The sequence below is a fragment of the Aeromonas sp. 55A genome, from assembly GCF_051919665.1.
Lineage (GTDB): Bacteria > Pseudomonadota > Gammaproteobacteria > Enterobacterales > Aeromonadaceae > Aeromonas > Aeromonas veronii.
On sequence record NZ_JBQBEH010000001.1, the window covers coordinates 449,660 to 470,217 of the forward strand.

18 protein-coding genes, 1 tRNA gene, 3 pseudogenes and 1 riboswitch are annotated in these 20,558 nt (G+C 53.5%); of the genes and pseudogenes, 6 read left to right on the top strand and 16 right to left on the bottom strand.

Annotation, left to right across the window (positions count from 1 at the left end):
• Nucleotides 1-21 precede the first annotated feature (21 nt).
• The 4 genes from ACTG2G_RS02065 to ACTG2G_RS02080 all read right to left on the bottom strand — a co-directional run bounded on the left by ACTG2G_RS02065 (nt 22) and on the right by ACTG2G_RS02080 (nt 3,847).
• A complete protein-coding gene (locus tag ACTG2G_RS02065) occupies nt 22-771 on the bottom strand; it encodes an EAL domain-containing protein (RefSeq protein WP_439985120.1) in 750 nt (249 codons plus the stop codon).
• A 238-nt stretch (nt 772-1,009) separates the two neighbouring features.
• Nucleotides 1,010-1,990, bottom strand: a complete 981-nt coding sequence (locus ACTG2G_RS02070) for an IS5-like element IS5 family transposase (RefSeq protein ID WP_232093577.1) — start codon at nt 1,988-1,990, stop codon at nt 1,010-1,012.
• A 40-nt stretch (nt 1,991-2,030) separates the two neighbouring features.
• Complete coding sequence (locus ACTG2G_RS02075; RefSeq protein ID WP_439985122.1) at nt 2,031-2,414, bottom strand: response regulator; 384 nt, start codon at nt 2,412-2,414, stop codon at nt 2,031-2,033.
• Nucleotides 2,415-2,470: 56 nt separating this feature from the next.
• The gene (locus tag ACTG2G_RS02080; RefSeq protein ID WP_439985123.1) at nt 2,471-3,847 is read right to left on the bottom strand and encodes a response regulator; all 1,377 of its coding nucleotides are present in this window, start codon (nt 3,845-3,847) and stop codon (nt 2,471-2,473) included.
• A gap of 316 nt (nt 3,848-4,163) precedes the next feature.
• Between ACTG2G_RS02080 and ACTG2G_RS02085 the strand changes: the two genes are divergently transcribed.
• Nucleotides 4,164-4,565 (top strand): Hpt domain-containing protein, encoded by a 402-nt coding sequence (locus ACTG2G_RS02085; RefSeq protein WP_421387790.1) that lies wholly within the window; start codon nt 4,164-4,166, stop codon nt 4,563-4,565.
• Nucleotides 4,566-4,722: 157 nt separating this feature from the next.
• The gene (locus tag ACTG2G_RS02090; protein WP_421387793.1) at nt 4,723-5,427 is read left to right on the top strand and encodes a Crp/Fnr family transcriptional regulator; all 705 of its coding nucleotides are present in this window, start codon (nt 4,723-4,725) and stop codon (nt 5,425-5,427) included.
• Nucleotides 5,428-6,429: 1,002 nt separating this feature from the next.
• Here the strand turns inward: ACTG2G_RS02090 and ACTG2G_RS02095 are convergent.
• Entirely contained in the window at nt 6,430-7,410 is a 981-nt protein-coding gene (locus tag ACTG2G_RS02095) for an IS5-like element IS5 family transposase (RefSeq protein ID WP_232093577.1), read from the bottom strand.
• 276 nt (nt 7,411-7,686) lie between these two features.
• On the opposite strand from ACTG2G_RS02095, the pseudogene ACTG2G_RS02100 reads away from it, so the two are divergent.
• Nucleotides 7,687-8,555, top strand: a pseudogene (locus tag ACTG2G_RS02100) (IS5 family transposase); the annotation flags it as partial.
• A gap of 81 nt (nt 8,556-8,636) precedes the next feature.
• On the opposite strand, the gene istB reads toward ACTG2G_RS02100, so the two are convergent.
• A complete protein-coding gene (gene istB / locus ACTG2G_RS02105; protein WP_059296348.1) occupies nt 8,637-9,392 on the bottom strand; it encodes an IS21-like element ISAs29 family helper ATPase IstB in 756 nt (251 codons plus the stop codon).
• A gap of 14 nt (nt 9,393-9,406) precedes the next feature.
• The gene (gene istA / locus ACTG2G_RS02110; protein WP_059296349.1) at nt 9,407-10,948 is read right to left on the bottom strand and encodes an IS21 family transposase; all 1,542 of its coding nucleotides are present in this window, start codon (nt 10,946-10,948) and stop codon (nt 9,407-9,409) included.
• Nucleotides 10,949-11,167: 219 nt separating this feature from the next.
• On the opposite strand from istA, the pseudogene ACTG2G_RS02115 reads away from it, so the two are divergent.
• Nucleotides 11,168-11,299: pseudogene (locus ACTG2G_RS02115) on the top strand (IS5/IS1182 family transposase); the annotation flags it as partial.
• Between the two features lie 21 nt (nt 11,300-11,320).
• Here ACTG2G_RS02115 and ACTG2G_RS02120 read toward each other — a convergent pair.
• The 4 genes from ACTG2G_RS02120 to ACTG2G_RS02135 form a co-directional block, all read right to left on the bottom strand.
• A protein-coding gene (locus ACTG2G_RS02120) for an IS1 family transposase (protein WP_270657729.1) occupies nt 11,321-12,015 on the bottom strand; the annotation gives its coding sequence in 2 pieces (ribosomal slippage) (nt 11,321-11,769 and nt 11,769-12,015; 696 coding nt in all).
• Between the two features lie 111 nt (nt 12,016-12,126).
• The gene (locus tag ACTG2G_RS02125) at nt 12,127-13,434 is read right to left on the bottom strand and encodes a tyrosine-type recombinase/integrase (RefSeq protein ID WP_421387445.1); all 1,308 of its coding nucleotides are present in this window, start codon (nt 13,432-13,434) and stop codon (nt 12,127-12,129) included.
• A gap of 83 nt (nt 13,435-13,517) precedes the next feature.
• Nucleotides 13,518-13,605: transfer RNA gene (locus ACTG2G_RS02130), tRNA-Ser, on the bottom strand.
• Nucleotides 13,606-13,739: 134 nt separating this feature from the next.
• On the bottom strand, nt 13,740-14,195 hold the full coding sequence (locus ACTG2G_RS02135) for a YbjN domain-containing protein (protein WP_005337119.1): 456 nt from the start codon (nt 14,193-14,195) through the stop codon (nt 13,740-13,742).
• 158 nt (nt 14,196-14,353) lie between these two features.
• Here ACTG2G_RS02135 and ACTG2G_RS02140 point away from each other — a divergent pair, with 158 nt between their 5' ends.
• Nucleotides 14,354-15,691: a flavohemoglobin expression-modulating QEGLA motif protein gene (locus ACTG2G_RS02140; RefSeq protein WP_139494218.1), complete on the top strand. Its 1,338-nt coding sequence runs from the start codon at nt 14,354-14,356 to the stop codon at nt 15,689-15,691.
• An 80-nt stretch (nt 15,692-15,771) separates the two neighbouring features.
• On the opposite strand, the gene ACTG2G_RS02145 is transcribed toward ACTG2G_RS02140, so the two are convergent.
• Both ACTG2G_RS02145 and ACTG2G_RS02150 read right to left on the bottom strand, forming a co-directional pair.
• Entirely contained in the window at nt 15,772-16,353 is a 582-nt protein-coding gene (locus tag ACTG2G_RS02145; protein ID WP_421387441.1) for a thymidine kinase, read from the bottom strand.
• 91 nt (nt 16,354-16,444) lie between these two features.
• Nucleotides 16,445-18,025, bottom strand: a complete 1,581-nt coding sequence (locus ACTG2G_RS02150) for a Na+/H+ antiporter NhaC family protein (protein ID WP_005351177.1) — start codon at nt 18,023-18,025, stop codon at nt 16,445-16,447.
• 88 nt (nt 18,026-18,113) lie between these two features.
• Nucleotides 18,114-18,285: riboswitch (Lysine riboswitch) on the bottom strand.
• Between the two features lie 301 nt (nt 18,286-18,586).
• Here ACTG2G_RS02150 and ACTG2G_RS02155 point away from each other — a divergent pair.
• Nucleotides 18,587-18,991, top strand: a complete 405-nt coding sequence (locus tag ACTG2G_RS02155; protein WP_005359895.1) for an H-NS family histone-like protein — start codon at nt 18,587-18,589, stop codon at nt 18,989-18,991.
• Between the two features lie 198 nt (nt 18,992-19,189).
• Here the strand turns inward: ACTG2G_RS02155 and ACTG2G_RS02160 are convergent.
• The 3 genes and pseudogenes from ACTG2G_RS02160 to queE form a co-directional block, all read right to left on the bottom strand.
• A pseudogene (locus ACTG2G_RS02160) lies at nt 19,190-19,635 on the bottom strand (cob(I)yrinic acid a,c-diamide adenosyltransferase); the annotation flags it as partial.
• Nucleotides 19,632-19,862: a DUF3820 family protein gene (locus tag ACTG2G_RS02165; RefSeq protein ID WP_421263205.1), complete on the bottom strand. Its 231-nt coding sequence runs from the start codon at nt 19,860-19,862 to the stop codon at nt 19,632-19,634. The pseudogene ACTG2G_RS02160 and the gene ACTG2G_RS02165, both read right to left, overlap by 4 nt.
• 1 nt (nt 19,863) lies before the next feature.
• On the bottom strand, nt 19,864-20,535 hold the full coding sequence (queE, locus tag ACTG2G_RS02170; protein WP_040069335.1) for a 7-carboxy-7-deazaguanine synthase QueE: 672 nt from the start codon (nt 20,533-20,535) through the stop codon (nt 19,864-19,866).
• Between the last annotated feature and the right edge of the window lie 23 nt (nt 20,536-20,558).

Below are 20,558 nucleotides of genomic sequence, written 5' to 3' on the forward strand. Positions count from 1 at the left end.
CGTACCAGTTCAGTTAATTATTTATTGCATCACAGCCGAACGACTTTGCCACCAATCCACCAGTTCATGGGAGCGGATAGCCGGTGCAAAATAGAAGCCTTGCAGGCTGTCACATCCCATCTCTTTGAGCATCTGCGCCTGCTCCCAAGTCTCTACCCCTTCAGCCACAGTATGAAGGCGCAGATGATGCGCCATAGCTAGCGAGGCATGTACCGCCGAACGGTAGCGTGCATCCTCCAACATGTTGGCCACGAAAATACTATCGATCTTCAACTCAGAGACCGGGCTCTGTACAAGATGCAATAAGGACGCATGCCCGGTACCAAAGTCATCAATTGCCAGCTTGATCCCATGCAAACGAAGGCGTGAAGCAGTCTCCAGCAAGCTAGAAAGATCGTCATATTCTTCGGTTTCGGTGATTTCCAGACATAAGAGCTGCTCCGGCAAACCGTATTGTTCTAGAAGGGTAAATACCCGATCGGCAAAATGAACATCCAAAAGTTCGGATGGCGAAATATTTACCGAAACCGAGACCTCGACCCCCTGGTCCAACCACTGACGGCAGCGCGCGATGGATTGCTCCAGGATCTGGGCCCCAAGTTGACCCACCAGCGCATGTTGATACAAAGGATCGATGAACGAGGCAGGCGACAGAGTTCCTCGCTGGGGATGCTCCCAGCGCGCCAAAGCTTCGGCGCCGATCAAGCGCCCAGTAACAGCACAGATCTGCGGTTGAAAATAGGGGCGGATCTGCTGCTGCGCCAATGCCACCTCCAACTCCTGTCTGTTCGGCTGATAAGGAGCCAGTGCTCGAGTGGTAAGGCGTTCATCTACTGCGGGTAAGCATCGCAGGCAATCACTAAGGAAGGTGCGAATAAGCGGGGAAATTCTTCTCGGCTGACGCAGTCATTTCATTTCTTCATGTTTGAGCCGATTTTTTCTCCCGTAAATGCCTTGAATCAGCCTATTTAGACCGTTTCTTCGCCATTTAAGGCGTTATTCCCAGTTTTTAGTGAGATCTCTCCCACTGACGTATCATTTGGTCCGCCCGAAACAGGTTGGCCAGCGTGAATAACATCGCCAGTTGGTTATCGTTTTTCAGCAACCCCTTGTATCTGGCTTTCACGAAGCCGAACTGTCGCTTGATGATGCGAAATGGGTGCTCCACCTTGGCCCGGATGCTGGCTTTCATGTATTCGATGTTGATGGCCGTTTTGTTCTTGCGTGGATGCTGTTTCAAGGTTCTTACCTTGCCGGGGCGCTCGGCGATCAGCCAGTCCACATCCACCTCGGCCAGCTCCTTGCGCTGTGGCGCCCCTTGGTAGCCGGCATCGGCTGAGACAAATTGCTCCTCTCCATGCAGCAGATTACCCAGCTGATTGAGGTCATGCTCGTTGGCCGCGGTGGTGACTAGGCTGTGGGTCATGCCACTCTTGGCATCGACACCAATGTGGGCCTTCATGCCAAAGTGCCACTGATTGCCTTTCTTGGTCTGATGCATCTCCGGATCGCGTTGCTGCTCTTTGTTCTTGGTCGAGCTGGGTGCCTCAATGATGGTGGCATCGACCAAGGTGCCTTGGGTCATCATGACGCCTGCTTCGGCCAGCCAGCGATTGATGGTCTTGAACAATTGGCGGGCCAGTTGATGCTGCTCCAGCAGGTGGCGGAAATTCATGATGGTGGTGCGGTCCGGCAAGGCGCTATCCAGGGATAACCGGGCAAACAGACGCATGGAGGCGATTTCGTACAGAGCATCTTCCATCGCGCCATCGCTCAGGTTGTACCAATGCTGCATGCAGTGAATGCGTAGCATGGTTTCCAGCGGATAAGGTCGCCGGCCATTACCAGCCTTGGGGTAAAACGGCTCGATGACTTCCACCATGTTTTGCCATGGTAGAATCTGCTCCATGCGGGACAAGAAAATCTCTTTTCTGGTCTGACGGCGCTTACTGCTGAATTCACTGTCGGCGAAGGTGAGCTGATGACTCATGATGAACCCTGTTCCATGGCTCCAGATGACAAACATGATCTCATATCAGGGACTTGTTCGCACCTTCCCTAATCTGTTGACGGCTTACCGGTTTTTGCAATGCTTCGCTGACCGTTACACCATATAAGGTTGCCATCTGTACAACGGAATGAATGATGTCCTGACTTGCCGCACTGACCAGTAATACGGGACAAGTCATCTCAAATTCGGCTAAATGCCGCAAAAAGGTCACACCATCCATACCCGGCATATTCAAATCACAGATCAGCGCATCTGGCATTCCCTGTAGGTCAATCATCTTCAGCGCCGCCTCTCCATCACGAACCCGGTTAATGGTTTTTGCCAGCGGTTTACATAATTCGTGCAACCAGTTGAGTTGAAACAACTCATCTTCAATAATTAACAGATTATCAAGAATACTCATTGTTCACCTCATGACATAGCTGAGTATGATTGGTTTTTTCGATATTTCAGCCTTATCTACCCGATACTGAAAACCGTCAACATCCTGTCATGCGGAATTGATGCCTGCCATTGGCTGATATATGTTTTCATCGTCGTCATTAAGGCAGGCTTATTGTTTTTTAATTGGTCATTTTTTAACGTTAAATAATACTCGTGCAAGATTTCCGGTTTGGTGGGCAAGACCATCAATTTCTCCCATTCCAGCTCTTCGACTAATCCCATCTGATAAACCTCTACACCCCCACTAAGCTGCCGATGTTGCTCGATAATCGAATCTGCACACAGCGGGTTACCACTGGCGATCGCTGCATGAGCCTGCAGCATCGCTTCGATCGACTGCGTCATCGGTGTGCTGCGCGATCCATGCCAACTCTGACTCAGCTGGCGGAAACGCCCCAGATACGTCTGATGCTCCAGCGGTTCACCACATGCCGCCAAATCCAGATATAAGAGAGCCAGCAACTGTTGCAGTGACTCCTCTTCGTGCTGTCGGAAACGCGCAAATCTAAGGCCACGTAAGGCTGTCTCCTTAGCCGACGTGAGGTCAAAAACTGCCATTTCGATAAATGCCTGCAACCAGTAGCGTTCAATGCTGCGAGGCGACAAAGCGATAGCCTGACGAATGCTATCTAATGCGAGATTGGGTTGCTGTTGCAGGGCGTAGGCTTCCGCCTTGATGGTCAAGGCCATGCCACACCACAGCGGATCCTCCTGCAGAGGGCGCACTAGGGCAAATACTGATGGAAGATCGGCTTGTTGCAACGCCATCTGCGCCAACCGAATATGCGCCTTATTCCATACGCTCGTTTTTTTGAGCCCAATCAACAGATGGTGCGCCTGTTCCTTATCACCAGCCTCAAGACATGCCTCAGCCATGATGAATCGCGCCTGCAGGCTGATGGCCCCTCGCGTACGAATTAAGCGCTGCCCTATGGCTAACACTTTCGATAAATCCTGTTCTCGGCGCGGGATCATCAATTCGCGGAGTCGCCGCTGGCGCTGCATCAAATCGCCCAAGCGCTGGCTCAACACCTTGTAACTAATCGGTTTGATAAGATAGCTATCCGGCTCCAACTCCTGAAAACTACGCACCATTTCTAATGACGCTTCGGCTGTCAGCACTACAGTGACACAATCCGCTGGTAGCAACTGTTCTTCCCGCAATATTACTAGCAGCTGATAGCCATTTATACCACGATTGCCAAGATTAAAATCCAGCACCAGCAATTGATAATATTTTACGGCACAGAGGGCCAGCGCCATTTTTGCAGTATCGGCCAAATCAATTTTATCGGCGCTATATCCCATCTTCTGTAACATACCCCGAAGGGCATTACTCATGATGGAGCAATCATCAATGATCAATATTGGACGGTTATTGTCAGCAAACATGATTAGTTCCCAATTCATACATTGTGTATAGCCTTAAGTATCCACCAGCAATCCTATGCACGTTTTAATTCATGCTTCAATAATAATAAAATATAGTGCTCTTGTCTGTTCTTCAAAGAACAGACAATTACTCAAAACCAATTTACTATTAAAGCTGGGCAGTCATCTATATAGATGATAACGATCAGCAGCAAGTCTTTTTTTAAAACTGGCTGTATCTGTCAAAAATAATGAATAAGTCTCCATCAGCGCCATCATCCATTTGCGTGACAGCGATTGATTGTCAATATTCAGCTCACAACTCGGGAGTTGCAGAGTGAATACTCAACCTTTTGATACAAGTTACGAAAAATCAGCCACGAGACCCTACTTGGATCAGATTCATGTACTGGAGCTACTGGCCGATGATATCGTCTTGGTGCAGTTACTTCTTACCGCCTATCTGCAGGCGAGTTCTGTCGAGATTGCAGCCCTAAAGGAGGCAATTCTCACAGAGGATCGACGCGATGTAGTGGTTCGTGCGCACCGCCTGCGCGGTTCATTGCGCTATTTGGGAACTCGCGACCTAGAAGATATGTTGCTGGAGATCGAAGCTGCAGCGAACCAAGCCGAGCCGCATGAACTGTTGATCTATTACCATTCTTTTTATACCGCCGCCCACTCTCTGGAGCAGGAAATTCGCCACTGGCAATCCCAGCTTCGGCAAACAGCAGTTTAAGTGGAACGAGCCATAGATTCCGATGTATCCACCCATGACACAACCGCAGCTCTATGGCATTCTGACTACCGAGCAGGCTACAGGACTCGTACGCCTCAGCAAGTACCGTCATTGCAGTCATGCCCAGCGTACCCTGCAAAGGCGACGGAGGAACATTATGGAATATACTAACCTTGGCCTAGTCGCCGCCGACATGCGATGGCCCTGTCCCCTGTCCGATGATACAAAATACCGGCTACTGGCAATCGCCCAGCCTTTCGATTATAAGCGGTTGACCGGCCCTATGCCCGGTGTTTTTTATGTCGCATCTGGCTGTCTGGTCGGCTATACGACCAACATGACCACGGATAATTCCTTGGGGTTGGTGTTGGGCCATGGCAGTTGGTTTGGCATTCAGTCAATCAACAATCCCGAGTATGCACCGAGCGAACTCTATGACGCCTTGTTACCAACTCAGCTGTGGCTTTTCCCGCGTCAGGAGCTAGAGCGCCTGTTGACTCAGGATCAGGAAGTCTACAAATTTCTGTTCTACATCGCCCAGCAGATAGGCCGTATCACCCTGCAGTTGGGGAGCAATACGCTGTATTGCCTAACCACCCGCGTCACCTATCTGCTGCTCGAGTTGGCCAATCAGCATCCACTCACGGCACCTCAGACACCGGTGATCCTCATCACGCAGCAGATCCTGAGCCAGATTGCGGGCATCAGCCGCCCACGCGTCAATGAGGTACTGAAGTTGCTCTCCGACGCTGGCGAAATTGCCGTCAGTCGCGGCGAGATCCAGTTATTGGATCCCACCGCCTTAAAGGCCCGCCTGCCAGAACTGAGCTTCATGTACCACGATCCGTTACCTCAGCCGTAAACGCTTTCATTATTTTTGCTCTGATATTTACTCGGTTGGGTCCTGGTGGTAGCGTGGTCACTGAGTATATCAATGAGCGGGTTGCCAACACGCAATATGCTCACCATTGAGCCCGAGGCGTCGCATATCCAATAACAAGACGTTCATATTACAGCGAAGATCATCGGTTCCCGCCGCAACTACCAGTGCGAGTATTGCTTTTATCTGGAGAAAGATGAAATTCTTGGCCCTAAACCGGTTAAGATGCCGGATAGCATATTACAGGCGGCCCCTACGGGAAAAACCTCTGTTGGTAAATGGGCTGAAGAGTTCTTGTGTGCACGTGCAATCGATGAACACCCCAAGGTAAAACATTGGGTTCGCAACGTAGAGAAAGAACCTCGACTCTCTTTCAAACTTCCTGTGACAGGTAGCTATTTCTATCCTGATTTTGTGTGTTAATTGACTGATGGTCGTTTGCTGGCTGTCGAATACAAGGGTCAACACCTGCAAGATAACGCGGATAGTCGGGAGAAAGCAGCAGTTGGAGCACATTGGGAGAAACCAGTGGTGGGCAATGCCTTTTCTTGATGGCAATGGCAGACAATAATGGTGCTAATGTATCAAGCCAAATTAACTTGAAAATCGATGCTAGATAGACAATGTTTGGCCTCGTAAAAACAATCGAGGCGTTATACCAAATCTAGCAAATAAAAAGGGACTGCAAACGCGCTGCGCTTTCAGTCCCGCTTATTTTAAGATTGCTACTTTCATCAGATGTACATTTCACGTTATTGGTGAAGGCGTTTGAACCTCATACATATCATGTTCAAACTTCTTACACATCAATAAGATTGGTGGAGCAGAGCCAGACTAAGGAAGGTGCGAATAAGCGGGGAAATTCTTCTCGGCTGACGCAGTCATTTCATTTCTTCATGTTTGAGCCGATTTTTTCTCCCGTAAATGCCTTGAATCAGCCTATTTAGACCGTTTCTTCGCCATTTAAGGCGTTATTCCCAGTTTTTAGTGAGATCTCTCCCACTGACGTATCATTTGGTCCGCCCGAAACAGGTTGGCCAGCGTGAATAACATCGCCAGTTGGTTATCGTTTTTCAGCAACCCCTTGTATCTGGCTTTCACGAAGCCGAACTGTCGCTTGATGATGCGAAATGGGTGCTCCACCTTGGCCCGGATGCTGGCTTTCATGTATTCGATGTTGATGGCCGTTTTGTTCTTGCGTGGATGCTGTTTCAAGGTTCTTACCTTGCCGGGGCGCTCGGCGATCAGCCAGTCCACATCCACCTCGGCCAGCTCCTTGCGCTGTGGCGCCCCTTGGTAGCCGGCATCGGCTGAGACAAATTGCTCCTCTCCATGCAGCAGATTACCCAGCTGATTGAGGTCATGCTCGTTGGCCGCGGTGGTGACTAGGCTGTGGGTCATGCCACTCTTGGCATCGACACCAATGTGGGCCTTCATGCCAAAGTGCCACTGATTGCCTTTCTTGGTCTGATGCATCTCCGGATCGCGTTGCTGCTCTTTGTTCTTGGTCGAGCTGGGTGCCTCAATGATGGTGGCATCGACCAAGGTGCCTTGGGTCATCATGACGCCTGCTTCGGCCAGCCAGCGATTGATGGTCTTGAACAATTGGCGGGCCAGTTGATGCTGCTCCAGCAGGTGGCGGAAATTCATGATGGTGGTGCGGTCCGGCAAGGCGCTATCCAGGGATAACCGGGCAAACAGACGCATGGAGGCGATTTCGTACAGAGCATCTTCCATCGCGCCATCGCTCAGGTTGTACCAATGCTGCATGCAGTGAATGCGTAGCATGGTTTCCAGCGGATAAGGTCGCCGGCCATTACCAGCCTTGGGGTAAAACGGCTCGATGACTTCCACCATGTTTTGCCATGGTAGAATCTGCTCCATGCGGGACAAGAAAATCTCTTTTCTGGTCTGACGGCGCTTACTGCTGAATTCACTGTCGGCGAAGGTGAGCTGATGACTCATGATGAACCCTGTTCCATGGCTCCAGATGACAAACATGATCTCATATCAGGGACTTGTTCGCACCTTCCCTAACTTTCAATAGTTAGTTTTGCGACTGAACCAACATCAATAATGGCTATACTTTTACTCTTGAGAGTACATTTATCGCCATTTTGTGATTTTCTATAATAGTAGATTCATTCATATTGTCAGCCCCCATCTCTGCAAGGGAAAGTGCGAACAAGTCCCTGATATGAGATCATGTTTATCATCTGGAGCCATGAAAAAGGGTTCATCATGAGTCATCAGCTCACCTTCGCCGACAGTGAATTCAGTAGTAAGCGCCGTCAAACCAGAAAAAAGATTTTCTTGTCCCGCATGAACCAGATTCTGCCATGGCAAAACATGGTTGAAGTCATCGAGCCGTTTTATCCCAAGGCTGGTAATGGCCGGTGGCCTTATCCGCTGGAAACAATGCTACGCATTCACTTCATGCAGCATTGGTACAACCTGAGCGATGGCGCGATGGAAGACGCTCTGTACGAAATCGCCTCCATGCGTCTGTTTGCCCGGTTATCCACGGATAGTGCCTTACCGGATCGCACCTTACCGGATCGCACCACCATCATGAATCTCCGCCACCTGCTGGAACAGCATCAACTGGCCCGCCAATTGTTCAAGACCATCAATCGCTGGCTGGCCGAAGCAGGCGTCATGATGACTCAAGGCACCTTGGTCGATGCCACCATCATTGAGGCACCTGCTCTACCAAGAACAAAGAGCAGCAACGCGATCCGGAGATGCACCAGACCAAGAAAGGCAATCAGTGGCACTTTGGCATGAAGGCCCATATCGGCGTTGATGCCAAGAGTGGTCTGACCCACAGCCTGGTCACCACTGCGGCCAACGAGCATGACCTCAATCAGTTGGATAACCTGTTGCACGGTAAGGAGCAATTTGTCTCGGCCGATGCTGGCTACCAAGGGGCACCCCAGCGCGGAGAGCTGGCCGAGGAGAATGTGGACTGGCTGATCGCCGAGCGTCCCGGCAAGATGAAAACCATGAAGCAACATCCGCGCAAGAACAAAACGGCCATCAACATCGAATACATGAAAGCCAGCATCCGTGCCAAGGTGGAGCACCCGTTTCGCATCATCAAGCGGCAGTTGCGTATTCCGGCGAAGTTGAACAGCCATTCCGGCCAACGTGAACACCCTGATCCTTAACGCGCTCACGTCATCCCGTTTCTAACTCGACTGTTCAGATTGGGTCAACTCACTTCTCCTCTTTCTCATCGATTCTCCCTTCAGTGACAGCCGGTGAGCGTTGTGCATCAGCCGGTCCAGGATCGCATCTGCCAGGGTGTTGTCACCCAAGCTCGCGTACCACTCTTCAGTTGGCAGCTGACTGACTACTACCGTCGAGTATTTCCCGTACCGATCATCCATGATCTCCAGCAGGGCGTTGCGCTGCTCGGCATTCACCGCTTCCAGTCCCCAGTCATCGAGGACCAGTAGCTCTATCCTGGCCAGTTGACCCAGCAGTCTGGCGTAACTGCCATCTACCTTGGCCTGGCTCAGCTCAAGTAGCAGACGCGGCAGCCGGTAGTAACGAGTGCTATGCCCTTGCTGACAGGCTTGGTAGCCCAGCGCACAAGCCAGGTAGGTTTTTCCACAGCCACAGGGGCCGGTAATGAGCAGGTTCTGGCCTCGGCGCAGCCACTCTCCTTGGGCCAGGTTTGCAACCTGTGACCGCTCCAGGTTGCGTGCAGACTGGTAGTCCACCTCTTGCACCGTGGCTTGGAGTTTGAGCCGCGCCTGCTTGACTAGCCGAGCTTGTTTACGTTGCTCCCGGCTCAGTTGTTCGTGTTCGACCAGCAGGCTTAGACGCTCGATGAAGGGCAGCCCTTCGTAGGTACTGGCCTGTTCCAGTTGTTGTTGCACTGCATCCGCCATGCCGGTCAGTTTCAGGTTTCTCAGGCGGGTCAGGGTTTGTTGGGTCATGGGGCGTATCCTCTTTAGTGGAAGCTCTGGGGGCCACGGATGTTCTCGTGCTCTTGCGGTAACTCTGGGTAGCTCAGCGGGCTTTCGGGCAGTTGGTCGCGGCCACTGGTCAGCACCGACTTGAGCTGTTTGAGTCGCACCAGTCCTTCCCGATTAGCCAACTGACAGCAGGCCTCGACCCGTGATGGCGGATACTCCCGGCTAAGACTCAGTAGCCCCAGGCAGAGTCGGTATGCCTGCTCGACATGGGCTTTCTCTTCCAGCCGTTCGCTCACCCAGCACAAGGTGCCCGGTCCGATATCAGCAGCCCACTGCTTGAGACGGCCTGGCGTCCAGCGTTGCTGCTTGCTGTGGCGTTCCGGCATGTGCTCCGGGATCGTGCTCATCCCCGGGATGGTTTTACGCGGATGGCTCGCGACCAGCTGTTGCTGGTGATAGACCTGAAGCAAAGTGTCGCCAGCATGGAGCTCCAGTTGCTGGCCCACATACTGGTGTGGCACCGAGTAGTGGTGCTGCTCATAGCTGACGTGATAGTCGATGTTGACCTTGACCGTTTTGATGGCGACATAGCGATAGGGATGCACCGGCAGTGGTCCCAGCGCCGGGCGGTCCAACTGCTCAAACGCCTCGCGCCGGTTACCGGGCAGTTGCTTGAACGGGCGCTCGTTGAGTTCGTCCAGCAAGGCCCGGATGCACTGGTTGAGCTCGGCCAGCGAGAAAAAGGTCTGGTGGCGCAAGCGGGCGAGGATCCAGCGCTCGACGATCTGCACACCCACCTCAGCCTTGGCTTTATCCTTGGGCTTGTAAGGGCGAGCTGGCATCACTGCCACCTGATAGTGCTCGGCCAACTGCTGGTAGCTGGGGTTGAGCTCGGGATCGTATCGGCAAGCCTTGCTGACACCGCTTTTGAGGTTGTCGGGGATCAGCAGTGCAGGTGTACCGCCGAAAAACTCAAAGGCACGGACATGGCTTTGCAACCAGTCCGGCAGTGACTGTGACCAGGTAGCCTCGGCAAAGGTGTAGTTGGACGCACCAAGCACGGCGACAAAGATCTGGGCCTGACGGACCTCCCCCGTGGAGGGCGAGGCGATGGGCACCGTGGGCCCGCAGTAGTCGATAAAGAGCTTTTCCCCCGCCTTGTGGATCTGGCGCATGGAGCGCTTTTGCAACTGACACCAGGATTTGTAACGGTCGCAGAACTGGGAGTAGCTGTAACAGCTGTTGGGATAGCGCTGGGTGTACTCCTCCCAGAGCAGTTGTTTGGAGACCCCCTTACGCTTGAGCTCCTGATGGACAGAGGGCCAATCCGGTACAACATGGCGGGCCGAGATGGTGGTATCGGCCTGCGGATAGAACAGGGCCGCCAGTTGGCCATCATCAAGCTGGCTAGGTAAGGGCCAGGTCAGGCCGAGCGTCTGGGCACTTTTGAGGAGTTTCTGGATGGAGCCAACGCTGACCTTGGTGCAGCAACTTATCTGGCGAACAGAGAGGTCAGCTTCCAGCCGCAGTCGCAGCACTTCACGAATTTTACGCATTGCAATCCTCTTGGCAGACATAGGCTCTTCCCTGGCAAAAGGGAGAGCGTATCAAAGGTTGTTAAATCAATGCGTTAAGGATGATTCCGGTGAATGTGAACAGTGATTCCGGGATGTTGAACACTGTTTCCGGAAAGGAGGAGCAAAGTGTTCAGGTTGAGCCGGAATGAGCGTTCACATTGGTCCGGAAATGGTGTTCACGTTGAACCGGAATCGGTGTTCATGATCGGCCGGAATATGCAGCAGTTTGGCTTCGTGAAAGCCAGATACAAGGGGCTGCTGAAAAATGATAACCAACTGGCGATGTTATTCACCCAGGCCAACCTGTTTCGGGTGAACCAGATGATACGTCAGTGGGAGAGATCTCACTAAAAACTGGGGTAATGACTCCAATCAGTTGAAATGGTGTCTTTCTATAAAGGCACCAATCACTTTCTCGTGGAGCTCAACGGAACGAGAGAAGCAGATGGTCTTGCGAGCCAATCGCTTGATGCGCATTCTGAGCGTCAGGTTGTTACGCTCGATACGCTGGGTGAATATCTTCCCGGTCAGATGCATCTCGCTCGGCACCTCTCTGGCATAGCTTCCCCAATCATCACTGGTGATAAAGCCTATCTGGAACGGAGAAAGCAGGCTCAGCAACCGACGGCATGTCTCATCGTTGCGTGGGCCAAAGGTATATGCCACGACTCGTTTTCTCTTGGTATCAAAAGCATACCACAGCCAATGTCGATGCTGTTTGTTGCCAACATAGGCCCATTGCTCATCAAGTTCACAGATAAGTGCCACGTCATCGAGCACCACCTTTTCGGAGGTTACTTGCCTTGGGGTGAGTTTTTTAGGGTGCGTATGACTGTGTTGATGCCAATCTTGAGGACGCGAGCAGTATCACGAACACCTGAGCCGTTGAACGCCATATCAACAATCTTGTCTTTGACGCCAGGCTTGCGGGCTTCATAGGTGTAGGTGAGCTGAAACACGTGCGGACAGACGGGGCAACGATAGCGAACATGGCCGGCAGGGGTCTTCCCATGGCGATATACGTGGTCAGAGTTGCAGCGAGGGCAGTGAACGGTGATGGATGCCATGAAGCTGTCGGTCTCAAAAGAGTTCATCATATCAACTCAACCGATCGGATGCATCGCCGGTTTTTTCATGGGGGGTAGATAGCCCTGTTACCCAAAAAATATGCGTCATCTTTACGGTGATTTTCCCCCTGACAGCAGGTGGTGGGGTATCAGGTCGGTAGGAAGGGATTGGATTTTCTCATTCAGCAGCCTAATGTTCACACGTTTGCCATAGCGGCCAAACGTCAGGCCGTTTTTACTGTGTCCCGCAAGTTCGGCCACAAAATGCTCAGCGACATCCGCCTGCTGTAACTCATCGATGAAGCTATGCCGCAGCCCGTAAAGTGTGGGACGGCCCTGACCTACGATGCCAGCCTCATTGAGGTGGCGTTGGAAGCGACAGGTGATGTTATGCGCCCAGTCGTCGTCTTTGCCTGATGGTTGGTCATCGAACAAAAATACCTTCCCTTGACTGCGACGACTCTCCACATAATCCAGGAATTGATGTCCGATCAACGCACTGTGCAGTGGCACGGTACGGTACGCATTGACGGTTTTGAGCTGTTGATCAGCCTCTCCCGCATCGACCATCAAACACCAAATCCCCTCAACCTGTTTGATGTTGTGAGTTTTGAGTTGACAGGCCTCAGAGGGACGCAGCCCTGCGTACAGGCACAAGAGCGGTACCCACCAGTCCTGTATTTTCAATTTTTTACCTTTCTGGGATTGTTTGCTGCGCAGGCTGGCAAACAGCTGAGCCAGTTGAGGGCGATACCAACGCACTCGCTCCTCATCCGCCCGTTTGTTCGGTTTTTTACCTGCCGTCAGCCCATCGAATGGGTTACGACTGCAATAGTCCAGTGCCACGCACCAACGGAAGAACTGTTTCAGGGCAGCCAAATAATCGGTCTTAGTTTTGAAACTGATGCCGCTCTTGCGAAGCAAGTCGTTGCGATACTCCTGTGCTAGCGCGGGCGTCACCTCATCAATTTTGACGCCTTTGGCCCAGGTGACGAAGGCGTTGATCCGAAGTTGGAGCTGGCCCACCGACTTATGCTGGATCCCCTCACTAGTTTTAGTCTCGATGAATCTCGCCAGTGCGTGGGTGAGCGTGATCCCACTGCTGGGGCAAGCTGAGCCATCAACAGAAGGCTCACGAGGTGTGGAAGGTGTTTGAGGAGGGATGAACCCCGCAGCTTTGAACGCGTCTAGATCGGCGCGGATCCAGCGATAGAAACTGCGAGGGGAAGTATCAGCAGGGGTAGCCGCGATAAGTGCGCGAGTACGAGCTGCCACAGCCAGGTTTCGGTCGACAGCGAGCTGCCTATCTTTGGTGCAAAGGGAAGTACGGATAGCGAAGGGCAAGCCACGGTAACGTAATGACTTAGGCAGCGGGAGACGAGTGTAGTAGGTGCCGGAGGCATTTTTACTCAGATACATGATTGTTCCACCCAGTTGATCCAGGAAAAAAATCACGTAAGTCTAGAAATGAAAAAACCCGTTGAAATTCAACGGGTTATATTTGGCGGTGAGGGAGGGATTCGAACCCTCGATACGTTGCCGTATACACACTTTCCAGGCGTGCTCCTTCAGCCACTCGGACACCTCACCAAATTTTGGTCTGTGGTTTAACGTGTTCAGCCAACACGGTGTTCACTGCGCTGTTGCGCTGGAACGGGGCGTAATTTAGGGGAAAGCCCCGCCCGCGTCAACGGCTTTTTTCACCTAGAGAACCGTTCGAACACTTAATGCACAGATTCCGGTGCAACCTGGATTTCCGGCAGGTTGAGGAAGCCGGAACGTTCGCATTCGGCAACCAGTTCGTGGGTGGCGGCGATGGTGCTTTGCACGAACAGCAGGAACTGCTCGACGCTGAGTCCTGCCTTGGTAAAGACGGTGTGGCCGACCACCAGTCGCGGCAGGTTGTCATCAATGATATCGAGGAACACCTTGAGGGAGGGGTACTGCATATTGAGTCGGCCCAGTTCGGCAACCAGCGGCAGCATTGCGGAGGGGCGCACTTCCAGCTCGGAGGAGAACAGCAGGCCTTCCTCTTCCACGAAGATCCGGCTCTCCTGAATACCGTCGACCGACTGCAAAGAGACAATGTGGATACCGTGACACTGGTCGCAGACATAGTGCTCGATACGAGCCTGTTGCAACCAACGCATTATCATTTCGGAGCTGGGGATATTCATCATTTCCACGACAAGATTGGGATCAAGGGGCGCAGTCTAAACCAATTTACTATCAACAAAAAGCACGCCAATCCGATAACCCTGCGGCTCGCTTCTTTTTGGCAAGCGCTATGCATATACTCAGCCAAATCCACGACGACGCTTGCCCCACAGGGGGCCCCATGACTATCCAAGAAAAGTATCGCCTTCATCTGAAATCACTCTCGGATGAGCTGCTCACCCTGCAAAAACCCATCCGCATTCTGGATGCCATCAAATGGCCACGCCATCTGCAGGATCGCTTTCTGACAAGCGGTGGCAGGGAGCTGCCCGCTATCGACAGGCACTTCTATGATGCCCTCCCCCTCGGCTTCGATCCGCGCAACAAGTATCTGGAACTCAAGGAGCTGCGGGACCGGATCCGCAGAAAGTTGGGGCCACAGGACGATCTTGGCCGGATCCTGCAAGAGACGGTCGATCAGTACATGGTGGTGATTGAGATGCTGCGCCAGCGGGGCCAACCCGATTTTCAGCGTTACAGCCAGCTGCTTTATGGTTCTGCCAGCGATCACCTGCGCGGGGATCGCAAGACTCTCAAGGAGCTGGGCGCCCGCCTGTGCGATATCTTCTCCCTGCCCGGCGCCCGCCATCTGGTGCGCCCCTACCCCAAGGAGTTCGAAGGAGAGGCCGCGGTCGCCAAACTGCAGGGCAAGCTGTCGAGCTACTTCAGTGACGGCACTGTGCAGGTGAAGCTGAGCGATGGCATCGTCTCCGATGCCGCTGCCGGTGGCGACTACATCAAGCTCAACTCCCACGCCCGTTTCTCCGAGCTGGACTTGCAGGTGCTGGAGGTACACGAGGGGTGGGTCCATGTCGGCACCACCCTCAACGGTCGCCAGCAGCCTTATGCCACCTGGCTGAGCGCCGGTTCACCGCGGATCACCGCCTGTCAGGAGGGGCTGGCCGTCCTGATAGAGACCCTCACCTTCAGCTCCTTTCCGGATCGGGCCAAGCGTATCTCCGATCGGGTGATGGCCATCGACATGGCCGAGCGCGGCGCCGATTTTATCGAGGTGTTTCAACACTTCGTGCAGCAGGGCACCAGCGAGCACGACGCCTACAAGATCACCCAGCGGGTCTTTCGTGGCGGCATGGTGGGCGGCGGCGCCTGCTTTACCAAGGATCTCTCCTACGTGCGTGGCTATGTGGAGACGGTCAACTTTATCCGCAGCGCCGTGCTGGAAGGGGTGCCCGAGATCCTGCCGATGCTGTTTGTCGGCAAGGTGACACTGGATGACATTCCGGTGCTCTATCAGCACTATCTGGAGGGGCTGATCGCCGCTCCCCGCTATTTGCCGCCGATGTTTCGCGATCTCACCGGCCTCTATGTCTGGTTCGGTTTTGCCTCCGGTATGTCACTGGTCGATATAAGCCGGGTACAGCACCATTTTCGCCAGCTGTTTCAACGCCTGCCGGTGGCCGACCCCATCATTGCGCCGGTGGATATCGAGATCGACTGAACCACAGCGATACAAGTTGGGGAAAATAAAAAGGGCGCCAGATTGGCGCCCTGCTCGACGATTCAAATATCGCAGCCGAATTACTTGTAGGCCCGACCTTCGAGATAGTGTTTGCGACAGAGCGACACATAGCGATCGTTGCCGCCGATCTCCACCTGTTCGCCATCACGCATCACCTGCCCCGCTTCGTTGACCCGGGAGTTCATGTGAGCCTTGTTGCCACACCAGCAGATGCTCTTCAGCTCTTCAAACTTGTCGGCCAGACAGAGCAGATGGTAGGAGCCCGGGAACAGCTCGCCGCGAAAATCGGTCTTGAGGCCATAGGCCATCACCGGAATATCCTGCTCATCGACGATGCGGGCCAGCTGGTAGACCTGCGCACGGGTCAGGAACTGGGCCTCGTCCACGATGAAAACATCGATATGTTTCTTCGCATGGCGCGCTTTCACCATTTCAAACAGATCGCAGCTGTCGCTGAACACGTCCACCTTCAGTTCAAGGCCTACCCGGGCACTGATCACCCCGACCCCGAAACGGTCATCGATGGCTGGCGTCATCGCCAGAGGATGCATGCCCCGCTCCAGATAGTTGAAGTGCGCCTGAATGAGCTGGGTGGATTTGCCTGAATTCATGGTGGCAAATTTGTAGTGCAGTGAAGCCATGATACTGTTCCGAAACTGAATTTATGGGGCGCATGCTAACCAAAGCCCCTGACAAAACCAAGGGGCCCGCGGGCCCCTTGCTCTATAAATGTTACGCGGTGGCCAACACTGGCCGCGCTTTGGCCTTTTTCAGGTGATAGCCGGTAAAGAGCACGAACCAGAGGGCACTGACACTGAAACCGGCCAGGCTGGAGTGCATCAAGCCCATCGCCAGGTAACCGATGGCCGCGCCGAAGGCGATGGCCAGTGCATAGGGCAGCTGGGTCATCACGTGATCGATGTGATGGCAACCGGCACCGGTGGCAGAGAGGATGCTGGTGCTGGAGATGGGCGAGCTGTGATCCCCGAATACCGAACCTGCCAGTACCGCGGCCAGCATCGGCAGCATCAGGCTGATGTCGCTGGCGGCGGCCATGTCACCGGCCAGCGGCAGCATGATGCCGAAGGTACCCCAGCTGGTACCGGTAGCAAACGCCATGGCACAGGAGAGGATAAAGACCACGGCAGGTAGCACTTCGATCGGCAGGTTGCCGTTAGCCAGCGAAGCCAGGTACTTGCCGGTCTCCACGTCGCGTACCACGGCACCTATGGTCCAGGCAAACAGCAGGATGTTGATGGCTGGCAGCATGGCCATGACGCCTTGCGGCGCGGCCTTGATCCAGTTCTTGGCACCCAGCTTCAGGCGCATAGCCAGACCGATGGAGACCACCAGACTGCACAGGGCACCGTAAACCAGCGAAGAGCCGACGTTGGTGTTTTCGAACGAGCCAAGCACGCTGAAGGGCAGCCCTTTCTCGCTCAGCACCGCAGCACCGGAATCAATCATGAAATAGATGGTGGCGGCGGTCAGGGTCAGGATCGGCAGTACCATGTCGATCATGCCGCCGTTGCTCTCTTCCGGGCTCTCCATATCCAGACCGATGGGGCGGCCCTTGGACTCATCCCACAGCTTGCCTTCCAGCGCCCACGCTTCGTGTTGACGCATCGGGCCGATATCCAGCTGACAGGCGATCACCACCAACACCATGATCAGGGTGAAGACGGCGTAGAGGTTCATCGGGATCATCTCGACAAACGCAGCGATGGGGCTCTGCTCGGTCAGACCGTGGGCCGCCATGATGCCGCCAACCAGGGCGATGATATAAGCCCCCCAGGAGGAGATGGGCATCAGCACGCAGACCGGCGCCGCGGTGGAGTCCAGCAGATAGGCCAATTTGGCACGGGAGATCTGGAAGCGGTCGGTCACCGGACGGCAGATGGCCCCCACCGACAGGCTGTGGAAGAAGTCATCGATAAAGAAGGCAAACACCATCATGCCAGTCAGGGCTTTGGCGCCCTTGCGGGTCTTGGCACGACGCTCGGCCCACTCGGCAAAGGCACGGGTCGCCCCGGAGACGCTCATCAGGCTGATGAGGCCACCCAGCAGCAGCATAAACAGGATCATGTTGACGTTGTCACGATTGAGCGCGCCATCGACCCAGAAGATCTTGAGCACGGTATTCAACATGTAATGCAGGGATTCGAGGGGTGAAAACTGATTGAGCAGCAAACTGCCGGTGACGATGCCCACACCAAGGGACAGCAGCACGCGGCGGGTCATGATCGCCAGCGCGACAGCCAACAGGGGGGGAAGAACGGACCAACCGGAGTCGGCGAAATGACTAATGTCCATGATCTCTTTGCACCTAAAGATTACAGGTGGAGATCTACCGAGAGGATCTAAAGAAACAAAACCTATGGGGAGGTCATACTCCTCAGCCCCTTCAGGTAGCGCTCCATAGTGGATGACTATGGCAGTCCTGCACCTATTAGATGCAGAACCAGCAGCCCGGTATGATGGCCTGGCCACTTCGGCGCTGACTCCTTTCCTTGTGCATCACAGGCATCACCCTCCGCACAAATACTCATAGGCAGCGCGCCTCTACTTAAAGGTATTCGCCGCACATTTTATCGAGATGGCAGCTTATAGCAAGTTTTTTGATTAAATAGTCATGACAAACATATCAAGGTCGAAAAATGGTAGTCAAATGATGCAACAACGCCAGCTTTGACGCTATTTTCACCTACTGGGTTTCATTGGCATCCAATCTCCAAGCCTATTGCAGGCCATATTAAATATCTGTATTGATGTTCCCCACGGATATTATATTTAACCCGGCTTGACTTATTTAAATCACCAAGCAAGAATCAGCTGGAACATAATATTTTTCTCTGACTCGACGTGGTAACTCCTATGAATGAATTTTTAAAGGTACTGCTTAATATCCGCAGTCTGCGTGCGACCTGCCGCGAGCTTTCTCTGGAACAACTGGAAGAGGCACTGGAAAAACTCTCCACTATCGTTGCTGAACGTCAGCAGGATGAAGCTGCCGAGCGTCAGGCCCGTGAAGAGCATCTGCGGAAAATTAACGAATATAGCGAAATGCTGAAAGCAGCCGGTATTGACCCGGCAGAATTGGTAAGCGCTGTCGCTACCAACCCCGGCAAATCAGAAAAAGCCAAGCGGGCGCCACGTCCTGCCAAATATCGCTATCAGGATAATGGCGTAGAGAAAACCTGGACCGGCCAGGGCCGTATGCCTTCGGCTATTGCCAGCGCAGTGGCAGCAGGCAAATCACTGGAAGACTTTGCTATCTGATCTCAATCTCGTTGCTAATAAAAAACCTCGCCAAGGCGAGGTTTTTTATTGCCGCTTAAACGTGAAATATCAGATAGCCGATTGCGGGCGATCTGCTGCCTTGACCCACAGCACTTCACGATCCCCTGCTACGCAGATGAGATAGCGGGCAACGGTAAAGAACCAGTCACTCATCCGGTTCAGATAGGGCAGCACCTCGGGATTGACCCGCTCTTCCCGGCTCAATGTCAGCAGCAAGCGCTCGCAATGACGCACCAGAGTACGCACCACATGCGCTTGCGCCGCGGCACGGGAACCACCCGGCAATATAAATTGGCGCAGCGGTGGCAATGGCTCACTATAACGATCTATCTGCTGTTCAAGGCGAGTTGTCCAGGCGGCATTAACCTGCCAAATCGATTCATTCTGGGCGTCACTGGAGAATGCCAACTCCCCCCCAGATCAAACAACTCCTGTTGCAACAGCTGTAAATCAGCCAATAAGCAGAGCTCTTGCGGCGGGACGTCACAAATCAGCAAGCCAATATGGGAGTTGAGCTCATCGATATAACCGTAGGTCTCGACCCGCAAATGATCCTTTGGCAACTGGATACCATCGGCCAGCCGGGTCATGCCCTTGTCGCCCTGCCTCGTATATATTCTCATACCGACATCCTGTTAATAATGGGAATAATCATGGATTCGAGTCCATTGAGTTTGATTTCGTAAGCCAACGCCAGCGTCTGGCCCAATTTACCCACCGGAAAACCGCTGCGCGCCATCCACACCAGATAGGGTTCTGGAATATCGATGATACGCCGCCCCTGATATTTACCGTAAGGCATCTTGTTGGTCAGGGTCAGCAGTACCTGTTCGTCGGATAGCCAATCCATATTAATCGATATCCAGATATTTATGAGTCTGGATTGAGAGTCGCCAGTTACGCGCGATACAGGTATCCATCGCCAATTGGGTGGCCCTTGGCTTCTGGCTGATCGGCTGCAAGGCAATGACCACATCAGGGCGCAGGGTAGCAGTAGCGAGCAGCGTATCCAGCTCTTCAATATGGTGCTCGGTGGCCACCGGATGCTTGATCTCGTTGGCCCGCTCCAGCGCCGAGACCAGCACAGGCAGCCCCCCTTTCATGCCAATTTTGGGGGAGACGGTCACCCAGGTCTGCTCATGGGTCTTGATCTCGCTGGTGCCACTGGTTTCAATCTGCACCTGATAACCCGCCGCCAGCAGGGCTGACGAGAGTTCGTGCAGATCATAGAGGCAGGGCTCGCCACCGGTGATCACCACATGGCGCGCCTGATAACCCAGGTCGGTAAAGCTCTTGATAATCTGCGCGGTGCTAAGTTGGCTCCAACAATCGGATTCGTTGGAGCGATCCAGCACCGCCTCCTTGCCCACTTCACGAGCCGGATCAACAACCCAGGTATGACGGGTATCGCACCAGGGGCAGCCCACCGGGCAACCCTGCAGGCGAACAAAGATGGCGGGCAGGCCGGTAAAGATGCCCTCCCCCTGGATGGTCTGGAAAATCTCGTTGATTGGGTAGTGCATCTCGATCACGGCTTGTTGCAAAA